The organism is Aeromonas sp. FDAARGOS 1405 (genome assembly GCF_019048265.1).
In the GTDB taxonomy this organism is placed as follows: Bacteria; Pseudomonadota; Gammaproteobacteria; order Enterobacterales; family Aeromonadaceae; genus Aeromonas; species Aeromonas veronii_A.
Genome location: NZ_CP077311.1, coordinates 2,876,818 through 2,889,532, shown reverse-complemented (window position 1 = coordinate 2,889,532; position 12,715 = coordinate 2,876,818). Strand labels below are relative to the sequence as shown.

Here is a 12,715-nt window from a genome sequence, read left to right as displayed (position 1 = left end):
GCGCAGCAAAAAGCCCGTCGTGATGACGGGCTTTTGTATGAAGCAGAACCTCAAAGCAGCGTGATGGCTTACCACCACCCCAACAGATTGCGGCCCACCAACGCGCCCCATACCAGGGCGTTCAAGGCCAGCGCGATAAAGACGGCGGCAGAGCCCAAATCCTTGGCGCGACCGGAGAGCTCATGATGCTCGGAGCCAACCCTGTCTACCACAGCTTCAATGGCGGAGTTGAGGATCTCGACGATCACCACCAGCCAGCTGATGACGATAAGCAGCAGGATCTGGTTAAGGGAATCGCCAATCCAGAAGGCAAGTGGCATCAGCAACAGGATCAGCATCAGCTCCTGCCGAAAAGCCGCCTCGTTAATCCAGGCTGACTTGAGCCCCTTCATGCTGTAACCGGTTGCGTTGATGATGCGGGTGACCCCGGTTGCCCCTGGCTTTGCCACGCTATCTACCTCATTTGGAATCGATTTTGGCCTCACATCCTATCAGAGCCCCCCAAGGTTTCAATCAGGGGACTTTTGCTTTATTTTATCTCTTTGCTTTTTTGCCCCTTGCGGCTGACACCACCCACTCGAGACTTGAGTTGTATGTCCATTCACACAGATGAATTGCGCACCCGTCGCCTGGAGTCACTGATCACTCCGAGCGAGCTTGCCCACGCGTTTCCGATCACCGATACCATTGCCCAGAATCTGCTGGATGCCCGTCGCGAAGTGGAAGCCATTCTGGCCGGAGACGATCAGCGCCTGCTGGTCATTGTCGGCCCCTGCTCTATTCATGATCCCGCTGCTGCTCGCGAGTATGCCCAGCGCCTCAACGCCCTGCGCGAGCAGTATAAAGAGAGCCTCTGCATCGTGATGCGCACCTATTTCGAGAAGCCGCGCACCATCGTCGGCTGGAAAGGGCTGATCAATGACCCGCGCCTCGATGGCAGTTTCGATGTCAACGAAGGGCTGAAACTGGCGCGCAAACTGCTGGTCGATATCAACGAACTGGGCATGCCAACCGCCACCGAATTCCTCGATATGGTGACCGGCCAGTATATTGCCGACCTCATCACCTGGGGCGCCATCGGCGCACGTACCACCGAATCCCAGGTACACCGCGAGATGGCTTCGGCTCTCTCCTGCCCGGTTGGCTTCAAGAACGGCACCGACGGCAATACCCGCATCGCCATCGATGCGGTGCGCGCCGCCCGTCACAGCCACATCTTCTATTCGCCGGACAAAGACGGCAAGATGACCATCTACCGCACCGCCGGTAACCCCTTTGGTCATGTGATCCTGCGTGGCGGCCACCGCCCCAACTACGACACCGCCAGTGTCGATGAAGCCTGTGAAGCGCTGGCCGATGTGGGCCTGCCGGAGCGTCTGGTGGTCGATTTCAGCCACGGCAACAGCATGAAGGATCACCGCCGTCAGCTGCTTGTGGCGCAAGATATCTGCGATCAGCTGCGCCGCGGCCGTACCGGCATCGCCGGCATAATGGCCGAAAGTTTCCTGGTGGAAGGGCGTCAGGATGTAGAGAACGGCTGCGCCGCCACCTTCGGCCAGAGCATCACTGATGCCTGCCTGTCATGGAGCGACACCGAAACCCTGCTGGCGATGCTGGCAGAGGCAGCACTGGTACGCCTTGCCAAGCGGCAAGCCTGAGCCCCGATGACGAATATCGGCTGGCAGATAGTCCCCCTCGACGAGACGCTGCTGGCGCAGTGGGCAACCCTGCGCCAGCAGCTGTGGCCGCACCACGCACTTTCGGCCCACCTGCAGGAAGGGGTTGAGATGTTGGCCAATGCACATCTCAACGCCTTTCTGGCGCTGGATGAGCAGAGTCAGGCGGTAGGCTTTGCCGATGCAGCCCTGCGCCACGATTACGTGAATGGCTGCAACAGCAGCCCTGTGATGTATCTGGAAGGGGTCTATGTGCAACCGGCCTCGCGCCAGCGTGGGGTGGCCCAAGCCTTGATCGCTCGGGTGGCGCAGTGGGGCCGCGAGCTGGGTTGCCGGGAACTGGCCTCCGATGCCGCCATCGACAATCTTGACTCGCAGCAGATGCACCAACAACTCGGCTTTGCCGAAACGGAGCGGGTCGTCTTCTTCAAAAAGGCCCTCGGCTGACGCCAAGGGCCTTTCTTGTTTCTCACAAACTGGGCATAAACCACACCCGGCCAGCCGCTTCGATGCGGTCGGTGCGGATCTGGAATACCTGCTCCAGCAGCGCCTCATCCACCAGCTCGACACCCCCTTCGCGCACCACCGCGCCCCCTTGCAGGCAGAGAATGCGGTCGGCCCAGTCGATGGCCAGATTGATATCGTGGATGGCGAGCACCACCAGCAATCCCTGCCCAGCCAGGGTTTTCAGCAACCGCACTAGCGCCAGCTGGTGATGCAGGTCGAGCCCCGCCAGCGGCTCGTCCAGCAGCAGCACCTTGCCGGTCGGATTGAGGCTCTGCCACACCTGCAGCAGGGTACGGGCAATCAGCACCCGCTGCTGCTCACCGCCCGACAAGCGGCTGAAGTCCCGGGCCAGCAAGGCTTCCAGCTCCAGTGCCTCGCACAGAGCCACGATCGCCTCGTTCTGTCTGGCGGGCGCAACCGTCTCATCGAGCCCCAGGCTCAACACCTGAAACACCGGAATATGAAACAGCTGGGGCTGACGCTGGGGCAGCATGGCACGCCGTTTGGCAAGCTCGGGCCAACTCAGGTCAGTAAGCACTTCCCCCCCCAGCAGCACTGTGCCATCGGCGGGTAAAATCCCCGCCAGCGCCCCGAGCAGGGTCGACTTGCCACTGCCATTGGGGCCAAGCAGCGCCACCAGCTGGCCGCCATGCCAGCGGATATCCAGGGGAGAGAGCCGTCCGGCAATGGCGAGTGCGCGCGCCTCCAGCAGCGGCGCAGCAGCACGAGAAGAAACCGGCATGGGATCAGCGGGTGACATCGGCATCTTGCCTCAACAACGGGTAAATAAGGAGACTGCGCGCCCCGACCAAATCATGCAGATATTCATGCAGCACCATCGGCAGCTTGCCTCAATAGCAGGTAGATAAAGAGCGGCGCCCCCACCGAGGCGGTGATGACGCCGATAGGCAACTCACCCGCGCTCAGGGTGGATCGAGCAACCAGATCGGCCGCCAGCAGCAGGGCCCCGCCGCCAAGCGCCGAGGCAGGCAGCAGAAAGCGCTGATCGCTGCCACCGCAGAGCCGCAGCAGATGGGGCACCACCAACCCGACAAAACCGATGACACCACACAACGACACCGCCACACCGGTCAGCAGACAGACCGCCAGCACCAACCGCACCCGCATCCTGTCGACATCCATCCCCATCAGGCGGGCCTGAGTCTCCCCCAACAACAACTGTTGCAGCGCCTTGCCCTGCCAGCAGAGCCAGCCCAGGGTAAGCGGCAGCACCAGCCACCACCAGCCGAACTGCTGGCTGCCGTAAGAGAGGCTCCCCATCATCCAGAACATGAATTCACGCAAGGAGCCATCGTCGGCAAAGTACATCAGCCAGGTCATGGCGGCATTGGTGAGAATACCGATGGCAACGCCAAACAACAGCAAGCGGGCATGGCCGAGGCGTGCCCGGCGAGCCAGCCGAATGAGCAGCATGGTCACCAGCAGGGCGCCACCGAAGGCCGCCAGCGACAGCCCCCAGCCTGGCAGATAGAAGCCAAGGGATTTGGCCACCGCCATCGCCACCATGGCGGCAAGGCCTGCTCCGCTTGAAACGCCAAGCAGCCCGGGTTCGGCCACCGGGTTATGCAGCATCACCTGCAATACGGCGCCGCCACAGGCAAGGGCTGCGCCAGCCAAGAGGGCCAGCAGGGCGCGCGGCAGGCGCAACTCCAGCAGGATGCGCTGTTCGAGATCGCCAAGGGGCTGCCAGGGCAGCAGCACAAACTTGCCCCAGACGAGGGAGAAGAGAAACAGCAGCAGGGTCAGCAGCGTCAGGCCACAGAGCCAGCGCCGCTGCCAGCGCTGCTGGCGGGCGATAAGGGAGAGGTACAAAGAGGATCCCCGAATAACAAGGCTTCCCCCCGGCCCTGTCGCAGCGCCGGGGGAGAAGCAGGAAAAGGGCATGATAACAGTGGCTTGCCACCCAAGGTCAAGGCTGGTAACGCTTGGCCATCACCCTTATCTCGCCGCTGGCCACCAGATTTTGCAGCGCCACCAGCAAGGGCTGGCGCAGCGACTGGTGAGGTGAGTGCTTGCTCATCCCCAGATAGAGGGTTACCGGCGTGGCGGGGCGGTAGTCCGCCTTGCCTATCCGGCTGGCATTTCCCTGACTCAGGGCATAGTCAACCTGACAGTCGGTGCCAATCATCAGCGGCAGGTGACCGCGCTGCACCATGCGCAGCAGCTGATCTTCGGTGGGTACTCCGTGCTTGTCGAGGCGGCTGTCACTGTTGAAGGGCTCAAAATAGGCGGAGTTGAGCACATAGCCCACCTTCACCCCCTGCAGATCGCGGTATTGGTGGATCCGTGCCACATTGACCGGCTGACCATAAAACGCGGGCCTGCACTGGTAGTAGGCAGGCTGCAGATAGTCGATGAACTGCGCCCGCTCGGCGGTATAGGCGAGTCCAATCATCAGATCGACCTGACCGGTCTGCATCTGCTTGAGCGCCCTGCCCCACGGCATCCGCCGTACCTGCAACTCAATGCCGCTCGCCTGTTGCAACCGGCGCAGGATGTCCATGTCGAGCCCCTGCAACCGGCCATCCGCTTGCAGGATGCGAAATGGCGGCCACAGATCGGTGGCCACCGTCAGCGTCGGGGCCGCACGCACCGGCATGGCAAATAACAGTAACAACACAATCCCGCATAACTTGCCCATCCCGTCGCATACCTCGCACGGCTTATCCTGTTGGTTAAAAATACCCTCCCGCACCACGTATGAAAACCCGTGGTTCAGGGATAAAATGCGCCGGATTTTCAAGGAGAACCCTATGAACCCGATTTTCGCCAGTATCGGTCTGCTGCTCTGCAGCAACGTCTTTATGACCTTCGCCTGGTACGCTCACCTCAAGAGCATGAACCATAAACCCTGGATCATTGCCGCCCTGGTGAGCTGGGGTATCGCCCTGTTCGAATACCTGCTGCAAGTGCCTGCCAACCGCATCGGCCATACGGTGATGAGCGTGGGCCAACTTAAAATCCTGCAAGAAGTGATCACACTCACCGTATTCGTCCCCTTCTCTATCTTCTATCTCAAGGAAGATCTGAAATGGGACTATCTCTGGGCAGGGCTCTGCATTCTCGGTGCGGTCTTTTTTGTCTTTCGCGAGAAACTGACCGGCGCCTGAGGCTGTACACTCAATATCATCCCGCTCATGGCATCTCATTGATCGACGAGGCAAAAAAAATGGAATTGCGAGACATGTTACAGATCCTGGCCAAGCAGGATGGCTCAGACCTCTATCTGTCGACCGGCGCGCCCCCCTGCGCCAAATTTAACGGCGGCCTGCGCCCCCTCAACGAAACGCCGCTGGAACCGGGTGAAGTGGCGCGGATCGCCGCCGAGATCATGGATGGCGAGCAGAAGCAGCAGTTCGAGAAGGAGTTGGAGATGAACCTCGCCATCTCCCTGCCCCAGATCGGCCGCTTTCGGGTCAACATCTTCAAGCAGCGCAACGAAGTCTCTCTGGTGGCGCGCAACATCAAGACCGACATCCCCCGCTTTGAAGATCTCAAACTCCCGCCTGTGCTGCTCGACACCATCATGGAGAAACGTGGCCTGGTGCTGTTTGTCGGCGGTACCGGCTCGGGCAAGTCCACCTCGCTCGCGGCCCTCATCGACCATCGCAACCGCAACAGCGGCGGCCACATCATCACCATCGAGGATCCGGTGGAGTTCGTGCATCGCCATCGCAAGAGCATCATCAACCAGCGGGAAGTGGGCGTGGATACCCGCAGCTTCCATGCGGCCCTGAAAAACACCCTGCGTCAGGCGCCAGACGTCATTCTTATCGGCGAGATCCGTGATCGCGAGACCATGGAACATGCGCTGGCCTTCTCCGAAACCGGCCACCTTGCAATCTCCACCCTGCACGCCAACAACGCCAACCAGGCGCTGGATCGCATCATCAACTTCTTCCCCGAGGAGCGCCGCCCCCAGCTGCTCAACGACCTTGGCAACAACCTCAAGGCCTTTGTCTCCCAGCGACTGGTGAAAACCACCGATGGCGGCCGCCGGGCCGCAGTGGAGATCATGCTCGGCACCCACACCATCCGCGACATGATCAAGCGCGGTGAATTTGGCGGCCTCAAAGAGGTGATGGAAAAATCCAAAGCCCTCGGCATGGTCACCTTCGACAGTGCCCTGTTTGATCTGGTGGTAGAAGGCGTGATCGACGAGGAGGAGGCCGTGAAGAACGCCGATTCTGCCAACAACCTGCGTCTCAAGATCAAACTGTGGAAGGAGAAGGGGCAGATCGCCAGCAGCAGTGATGCCACCGGCTGGAGTCTCGAACCCACCAAGGACGAGAAAGACGATTTTTTCTAAACCTGTCCCTCTAGAACCTCGGGCCAGCCCGAGGTTCTCTTTACCCCGTACGGCTAGCCCGACTTATCCCTCAGCTCACACAGGTCACTGCCATTCAGCACCAACGGCGAACGCGTTGGCAATACGCCACATACTCGTCGCCGAAACGGGCGCGCAGCAGCCGCTCCTCCGGCATGATCTGGAAGCGTGTCAGCCAGGCCACCAGCACGATCGGCCCAACCCAGACCCATATACTACCGAGATAACAGCCCCAGGCGGCCAGCCAGCAGAGCAATCCCAAATACATGGGATTACGGCTGAAGCGATAGACGCCACAGGTCACCAGATGGCTGGTGTGCTGGGGTCGGGTGGGGCTGACCGTGGTCTGGTGGTGGCGAAACCGTTGCAGGGCACCAAAACCCATGATAGCCCCCACCACGATCAGCGCAGCCGTCAGCGCCATCACCCAAGTGCCGGGCTGGCTCTCCGATCTCAGCCACCACATGAGTCCCACGCAAAACAGGAAAATCAGTGGGGGTGGCAAACGTAACTCAAGATTGACCATTTTCTTCCCCTGACGAGTGTCGGCCGAACCCGTGTTGCGGTAGACTCCCAACCAGTCAGCGCCTGTTGAGAGTGACAAAGATCATAATAATAACAACAAGTTGTGGTTAAACCACCACCAATGTGGCCGACCCCGTCCAAACTATCCAACGCGAACAACAAAAAGGAATCACCATGCACAAGAAAACTCTGCTGGCTACCCTGATCTTCGGCCTGCTCGCGGGCCAAGCCGTTGCGGCTCCCTATCTGCCCCTTGCGACGGATCATCGCAACGGCCAGGAGCAAACCGCCAGCAACGCCTGGTTGGAAGTGGATCTGGGCGCCTTTGAACACAATATCCAGACCCTCAAGGATCGCCTCGGCGACAAGGGCCCGCAGATCTGCGCCATCATGAAGGCCGACGCTTACGGTCATGGCATCGACCTGCTGGTCCCCTCCGTGGTCAAGGCAAATATCCCCTGCATCGGCATCGCCAGCAACGAAGAGGCGCGCGTCGCCCGCGAGAAGGGCTTCACCGGCCGTCTGATGCGGGTGCGTGCTGCCACCCCGGATGAAGTAGAGCAGGCCCTGCCCTACAAGATGGAGGAGCTGATCGGCAGTCTGGTCAGTGCCCAGGGTATCGCCGATATCGCCCAGCGCCACCACACCACCATTCCGGTGCATATTGCACTCAACTCCGCCGGCATGAGCCGCAACGGCATCGACCTGCGTCTGGCCGATGCCAAGCAGGATGCGCTGGCCATGCTCAAGCTAAAGGGGATCACCCCGGTCGGCATCATGACCCACTTCCCGGTTGAGGAGAAAGAGGACGTCAAGATGGGACTGGCCCAGTTCAAACTGGACTCCCAGTGGCTGCTGGAAGCGGGCAAGCTGGATCGCAGCAAGATCACCATCCACGCCGCCAACTCCTTCGCCACTCTGGCCGTGCCGGACGCCTACTTCGACATGGTGCGCCCGGGCGGCCTGCTCTACGGTGACTCCATCCCCTCCCACACCGAATACAAGCGGGTGATGGCATTCAAGACCCAGGTCGCCTCGGTCAACCACTATGCAGCGGGTAACACCGTCGGTTATGACCGCACCTTTACTCTCAAGCGTGACTCCTGGCTCGCCAACCTGCCGCTGGGCTACTCCGATGGCTATCGCCGCGCCCTCAGCAACAAAGCCTATGTGCTGATCCAGGGTCAGAAGGTACCGGTGGTCGGCAAGACCTCCATGAACACCATCATGGTGGACGTGACCGACCTGAAGGGTGTGAAACCCGGTGACGAGGTGGTGCTGTTTGGCCGTCAGGGTGACGCCGAAGTGAAACAGGCGGATCTGGAGGAGTACAACGGCGCCCTGCTGGCGGACATGTACACCATCTGGGGCTACACCAACCCCAAAAAGATCAAACGCTGATCACGCGATATGAAAAAGGGCTCCCGCGGGAGCCCTTGTTGTTTGGTATTAAATAATGTTGCGTTTAAGCGGCCTTTTTACGGGTCACAAACAGACTCAGCCCCATGGATGCCAGCAGGATCAACGCGACTACGCCCAGTGCTATGCCGGTCGGGATCTTGAAGATATCCAGCAGCAGCATCTTGACCCCGATAAACATCAGGATCAGCGCCAGACCGTATTTGAGCAGGGCGAAGCGATCAGCCACACCCGCCAGTAGGAAGTACATGGCGCGCAGACCCATGATGGCGAAGATGTTGGAGGTCAGCACGATGAAGGGATCCGTGGTCACCGCGAAGATGGCCGGGATACTGTCCACCGCGAAGATGAGATCGCTCACCTCCACCAACACCAGAATGAGCAGCAGCGGGGTGGCATAGCGCACACCGTCACGCCAGACGAAGAACTTCTCCCCTTCCAGGGTCTCGGTCACCTTGAAACGACGGCGCATCCAGCCTAGCAGCGGATTGTTGGCCAAGTCCGGCTCCTTGTCGGCCGCCCACAGCATCTTGGCACCGGTCAGCAGCAGGAAAGCGCCGAACAGATAGAGGATCCAGTGGAACTGCTCGATGAGCCAGCTACCCGCGAACACCATACCGGCACGCATCACGATGGCACCCAGTACTCCATAGAGCAGCACCCGGCGCTGCAGCTCGGCCGGAATGGCAAAGTAACCGAACAGCATCAGCCAGACGAATACGTTGTCCACTGCCAGCGCTTTCTCGATGAGGTAGCCGGTAAGGAACTCCAGCCCCTTCTGGTTGGCAATCTCACGGCCCGCGCTGTGATCGAGCCAGAGCCAGATGGCTAGGTTGAAGAGCAGCGCCACGCTGACCCAGATGAGGGACCAGACACCCGCCTCTTTGAGGGACACCTTGTGTGACTTGCCGCCACCGACAAAGCGTATGTCTATCCATAACAGGACCAACACTATGCTGAAGAAACCGGTCCACATCCACCATTCACCCATTTTCACTTCTCCCAAAAACGACAAAACCCACGACCGAGAGGCAGTGGGTTTGCGTTTGGAGCAGATACACCTTGCCTCTCGGCAAGGTCTCACTTACAGCTGATTTGCATCGACTGCCCGGCTGCCGGGTGCACTGCAGGAAATGGGTGCACCGTAATGACGACAAACCGGCGAGAAGTTACTCCCCTTGTTGCGCGGATAGTAGCAGCGGTAAAAGATAACGCCAAGAGGCATCTTCACTACCGCCAGAAATAAATCGGGGCCCCATCAAGGAGCCCCGCAAACAGATTCAACACATCCCCATCAGAGCGGGTCGACCTTGAGGCAGGAGACCGCGTGATCAAAGTTCCCCTCAAGCACAGGACGGGTCTTGGCGCACTCGGGGCCAGCCACCGGGCAGCGGGTGCGGAACACGCAACCGGACGGCGGGTTCATCGGTGAGGGCAAGTCGCCCTCCAGGATCTGGATCACCTTGTTGCGCTCCAGCTCAGGGTCCGGGATCGGCACCGCTGACATCAGCGCCTTGGTATAGGGGTGCAACGGGTTGGCGAAGATCTCCTTGCGAGTCCCCAGCTCAACGGCGTTGCCCAGATACATCACCAGCACCCGATCGGAGATATGCTTGACCACCGACAGGTCGTGGGCGATGAAGATAAGCGACAGCCCCATCTCCTTTTGCAGGGATTTGAGCAGGTTAACCACCTGCGCCTGAATGGAGACGTCGAGCGCCGACACCGGCTCGTCGCAGATGATCATCTTGGGCTCGAGGATCAGCGCCCGGGCAATCCCGATCCGCTGGCACTGGCCACCGGAGAACTCGTGCGGATAGCGGTTGACCAGGTTGGGCAACAACCCCACCTTGCTCATCATGGCGCGCACCTTCTCTTTCACCTCTTCCCGTGGCAGGTTGGGATAGAAGGTGATGAGCGGCTCGGCGATGATGTCGCCGATGGTCATGCGCGGGTTCAGAGAAGCCAGCGGGTCCTGGAAGATCATCTGGATCTCTTTACGCTTCTCGCGCAGGGCATTCTGATCGAGCTTGGTGAGATCGTCACCCAGCCACACCACCTTGCCATCGGTGGCCGGTACCAGACCGATGATGGCGCGGGCAAAGGTCGATTTGCCGCAACCGGACTCCCCCACCACACCGAGGGTTTCACCCTCATAGAGACGCAAGGTCACGCCATCGACCGCCTTGAGATCGGACGGTTTGGCCCAGGGCCACGCCTTGCCACTCTTGATACTGAAGTGGACCTTGAGATCAGACACTTCCAACAGCAATTTTTTGTCGGCACCCATTTAGTTGGCCCCCTTGTTCATGGCATCCGAAACCCAGTGGCAAGCACGCTCCCGACCATCGTTGAACGGGGTCAGGATCGGTGACTGCTGGCCGCAAATCTCGCTGACCCGGTGGCAACGCTCCTGGAAGGGGCAACCGGTGGGCAGACGCAGCAAGTTGGGCGGATTGCCCGGGATGGTGGGCAGCACTTCCCCTTCGGTATCGAGGCGGGGAATGGCGCGCAGCAGGCCTTCGGTGTAGGGGTGGCTCGGGCGATAGAAGATATCGTCTACCTTGCCGTACTCCATGGTACGACCGGCATACATCACCAGCACCTTGTTGCAGATACCGGCGACCACGCCAAGGTCATGGGTGATCATGATGATGGCGGTGTTGAACTCGCGCTTGAGCTCGTTCATCAGAGTCATGATCTGGGCCTGTACGGTCACGTCGAGTGCGGTAGTCGGTTCGTCGGCGATCAGCAGTTGCGGCCGGCAGAGCAGCGCCATGGCGATCATCACCCGCTGGCGCATGCCGCCGGAAAACTCGTGGGGATACATCCCCATCCGCTTGCGTGCTTCGGGGATCTTCACCGCATCAAGCATCCGTACCGACTCTTCGAACGCTTCCGCCTTGCTCACCCCTTTGTGCAGCATCAGCACTTCCATCAGCTGATCCTGCACCTTCATGTAGGGGTTGAGCGAGGTCATGGGGTCCTGGAAGATCATGGCGATCTTCTCGGAGCGGATCTTGTTGAGCTTGGACTCCGGCAGGTTGAGGATCTCCTCCCCCTGAAACTTGGCGGAACCGGTAATAATGCCATTTTTGGCCAGCAGCCCCATGATGGCAAAGGCCGTCTGGGATTTGCCGGAGCCGGACTCGCCGACGATCCCCAGGGTTTCACCCGCAGCGAGGGAGAAGTTGAGGTCGTTGACCGCCACCACATTGCCGTCCGGGGTCTTGAACTCGACCCGCAGATCTTTCACATCCAGTAACTTCATATAAAAACTCCTTCTCGATCTTTCGTGACGTTTTCCTGTCGATCCGAGGCGCTATTAACGATCTTTCGGATCGAGGGCGTCACGCAGACCATCCCCGAGGAAGTTGAAGCAAAACAGGGTCACCACCATGAAACCGGCGGGGAACAGCAGTTGCCAGATGGCCACTTCCATCGACTTGGAGCCTTCATCCAGCAAAGCACCCCAGCTGGTCATGGGCTCTTGCACGCCCAGGCCAAGGAAGCTCAGGAAGGATTCGAACATGATCATCCCGGGCACCAGCAGGGTGGCGTAGACCGCCACGATCCCCAGCACGTTGGGTACGATGTGACGGGTGATGATCTTCCACTTGGAGACGCCGCAGACGTGAGCCGCCTCGATAAACTCCTTGCTCTTGAGGCTGAGGGTCTGGCCTCGCACGATCCGCGCCATGTCGAGCCAGCTAACCGCGCCGATGGCGATGAAAATGAGCGCCAGGTTGCGGCCGAAGAAGGTCACCAGCATGATCACGAAGAACATGAAGGGGAAGGCGTTGAGGATCTCAAGGACCCGCATCATCAGGCTGTCGACCCGCCCGCCGATAAAGCCGGAGGCAGCGCCATACAGAGTGCCGATGATGACCGCCACCATGGCCCCCATGATGCCGACCATCAGGGAAATCCGGCCACCCAGCAGAGTGCGCACGAACAGATCGCGCCCCAGGCTGTCGGTACCGAAGTAGTGACCCGCTTCCATATCGGGCGGCGACTGCATGGCGCCCCAGTCCGGATCGTCAAAGGTGTATTGGGACAGATGGGGGCCAAAGATGACCGCCAGACCGATGATGGTCAGAATGATCAGGCTGGTCAGGGCCGCCTTGTTGCGCAGGAAACGGCGACGGGCATCCTTCCACAGGGAGCGCCCCTCCACCACCTCGACCTTTTGCGCGAACGCCTCGACGGCATCGCGTTTTTCAGTTGAAACAACCATGAT

The 12,715-nt window shown here is 60.0% G+C and carries 14 protein-coding genes; 5 read left to right on the top strand and 9 right to left on the bottom strand.

The annotated features are described in order from the left end of the window. Window positions 1–68: 68 nt before the first annotated feature. Window positions 69–449 (bottom strand): diacylglycerol kinase, encoded by a 381-nt coding sequence (locus I6L35_RS13500; protein WP_111899524.1) that lies wholly within the window; start codon window positions 447–449, stop codon window positions 69–71. 144 nt (window positions 450–593) lie between these two features. Between I6L35_RS13500 and I6L35_RS13495 the strand changes: the two genes are divergently transcribed. Both I6L35_RS13495 and aac(6') read left to right on the top strand, forming a co-directional pair. Beyond that, window positions 594–1,658, top strand: a complete 1,065-nt coding sequence (locus tag I6L35_RS13495) for a 3-deoxy-7-phosphoheptulonate synthase (RefSeq protein WP_213386391.1) — start codon at window positions 594–596, stop codon at window positions 1,656–1,658. A 6-nt stretch (window positions 1,659–1,664) separates the two neighbouring features. Further along, window positions 1,665–2,123 carry an aminoglycoside 6'-N-acetyltransferase gene (gene aac(6'), locus I6L35_RS13490; RefSeq protein ID WP_216961920.1) on the top strand — a complete coding sequence of 153 codons (459 nt, stop codon included), beginning with the start codon at window positions 1,665–1,667 and terminating at the stop codon, window positions 2,121–2,123. A gap of 22 nt (window positions 2,124–2,145) precedes the next feature. Here the strand turns inward: aac(6') and I6L35_RS13485 are convergent, their stop codons facing one another. From I6L35_RS13485 to I6L35_RS13475, 3 genes are all read right to left on the bottom strand, one after another. After that, window positions 2,146–2,943: an ATP-binding cassette domain-containing protein gene (locus I6L35_RS13485; protein ID WP_216963807.1), complete on the bottom strand. Its 798-nt coding sequence runs from the start codon at window positions 2,941–2,943 to the stop codon at window positions 2,146–2,148. A gap of 65 nt (window positions 2,944–3,008) precedes the next feature. Next, the gene (gene btuC, locus I6L35_RS13480; RefSeq protein WP_216961918.1) at window positions 3,009–4,016 is read right to left on the bottom strand and encodes a vitamin B12 ABC transporter permease BtuC; all 1,008 of its coding nucleotides are present in this window, start codon (window positions 4,014–4,016) and stop codon (window positions 3,009–3,011) included. Window positions 4,017–4,113: 97 nt separating this feature from the next. Further along, a complete protein-coding gene (locus I6L35_RS13475) occupies window positions 4,114–4,845 on the bottom strand; it encodes an ABC transporter substrate-binding protein (protein ID WP_216961916.1) in 732 nt (243 codons plus the stop codon). Window positions 4,846–4,957: 112 nt separating this feature from the next. Between I6L35_RS13475 and I6L35_RS13470 the strand changes: the two genes are divergently transcribed. Together I6L35_RS13470 and tapW are read left to right on the top strand one after the other, a co-directional pair. Then, window positions 4,958–5,314: a DMT family protein gene (locus I6L35_RS13470; protein ID WP_005353120.1), complete on the top strand. Its 357-nt coding sequence runs from the start codon at window positions 4,958–4,960 to the stop codon at window positions 5,312–5,314. Between the two features lie 59 nt (window positions 5,315–5,373). Then, window positions 5,374–6,513 carry a type IVa pilus ATPase TapW gene (tapW, locus tag I6L35_RS13465; RefSeq protein WP_216978444.1) on the top strand — a complete coding sequence of 380 codons (1,140 nt, stop codon included), beginning with the start codon at window positions 5,374–5,376 and terminating at the stop codon, window positions 6,511–6,513. A gap of 94 nt (window positions 6,514–6,607) precedes the next feature. Here tapW and I6L35_RS13460 read toward each other — a convergent pair whose 3' ends face one another. Further along, window positions 6,608–7,057: an isoprenylcysteine carboxylmethyltransferase family protein gene (locus tag I6L35_RS13460; RefSeq protein WP_100646207.1), complete on the bottom strand. Its 450-nt coding sequence runs from the start codon at window positions 7,055–7,057 to the stop codon at window positions 6,608–6,610. A 173-nt stretch (window positions 7,058–7,230) separates the two neighbouring features. On the opposite strand from I6L35_RS13460, the gene alr reads away from it, so the two are divergent. Continuing rightward, window positions 7,231–8,457, top strand: coding sequence for an alanine racemase (gene alr, locus I6L35_RS13455; protein ID WP_103422279.1), 1,227 nt, complete (start codon window positions 7,231–7,233; stop codon window positions 8,455–8,457). A gap of 64 nt (window positions 8,458–8,521) precedes the next feature. Here alr and I6L35_RS13450 read toward each other — a convergent pair whose 3' ends face one another. The 4 genes from I6L35_RS13450 to oppC all read right to left on the bottom strand — a co-directional run bounded on the left by I6L35_RS13450 (window position 8,522) and on the right by oppC (window position 12,712). After that, a complete protein-coding gene (locus I6L35_RS13450; RefSeq protein WP_005337664.1) occupies window positions 8,522–9,466 on the bottom strand; it encodes a TerC family protein in 945 nt (314 codons plus the stop codon). Between the two features lie 303 nt (window positions 9,467–9,769). Then, window positions 9,770–10,765 carry a murein tripeptide/oligopeptide ABC transporter ATP binding protein OppF gene (gene oppF, locus I6L35_RS13445; RefSeq protein WP_005337666.1) on the bottom strand — a complete coding sequence of 332 codons (996 nt, stop codon included), beginning with the start codon at window positions 10,763–10,765 and terminating at the stop codon, window positions 9,770–9,772. Further along, window positions 10,766–11,746 (bottom strand): ABC transporter ATP-binding protein, encoded by a 981-nt coding sequence (locus tag I6L35_RS13440; protein ID WP_216978443.1) that lies wholly within the window; start codon window positions 11,744–11,746, stop codon window positions 10,766–10,768. It abuts the gene before it with no gap. A 54-nt stretch (window positions 11,747–11,800) separates the two neighbouring features. Further along, a complete protein-coding gene (gene oppC, locus I6L35_RS13435; protein WP_139407229.1) occupies window positions 11,801–12,712 on the bottom strand; it encodes an oligopeptide ABC transporter permease OppC in 912 nt (303 codons plus the stop codon). Window positions 12,713–12,715: the final 3 nt, after the last annotated feature.

Excerpts from the sequence above, each read along its gene's own strand:
- I6L35_RS13440 (WP_216978443.1), bottom strand. The coding sequence starts at position 11,746 with ATGAAGTTACTGGATGTGAAAGATCTGCGGGTCGAGTTCAAGACCCCG.
- I6L35_RS13495 (WP_213386391.1), top strand. The coding sequence starts at position 594 with ATGTCCATTCACACAGATGAATTGCGCACCCGTCGCCTGGAGTCACTG.
- tapW (WP_216978444.1), top strand. The coding sequence starts at position 5,374 with ATGGAATTGCGAGACATGTTACAGATCCTGGCCAAGCAGGATGGCTCA.
- I6L35_RS13450 (WP_005337664.1), bottom strand. The coding sequence starts at position 9,466 with ATGGGTGAATGGTGGATGTGGACCGGTTTCTTCAGCATAGTGTTGGTC.
- I6L35_RS13470 (WP_005353120.1), top strand. The coding sequence starts at position 4,958 with ATGAACCCGATTTTCGCCAGTATCGGTCTGCTGCTCTGCAGCAACGTC.
- I6L35_RS13485 (WP_216963807.1), bottom strand. The coding sequence starts at position 2,943 with ATGTCACCCGCTGATCCCATGCCGGTTTCTTCTCGTGCTGCTGCGCCG.
- I6L35_RS13460 (WP_100646207.1), bottom strand. The coding sequence starts at position 7,057 with ATGGTCAATCTTGAGTTACGTTTGCCACCCCCACTGATTTTCCTGTTT.
- alr (WP_103422279.1), top strand. The coding sequence starts at position 7,231 with ATGCACAAGAAAACTCTGCTGGCTACCCTGATCTTCGGCCTGCTCGCG.
- oppF (WP_005337666.1), bottom strand. The coding sequence starts at position 10,765 with ATGGGTGCCGACAAAAAATTGCTGTTGGAAGTGTCTGATCTCAAGGTC.
- I6L35_RS13475 (WP_216961916.1), bottom strand. The coding sequence starts at position 4,845 with ATGGGCAAGTTATGCGGGATTGTGTTGTTACTGTTATTTGCCATGCCG.
- oppC (WP_139407229.1), bottom strand. The coding sequence starts at position 12,712 with ATGGTTGTTTCAACTGAAAAACGCGATGCCGTCGAGGCGTTCGCGCAA.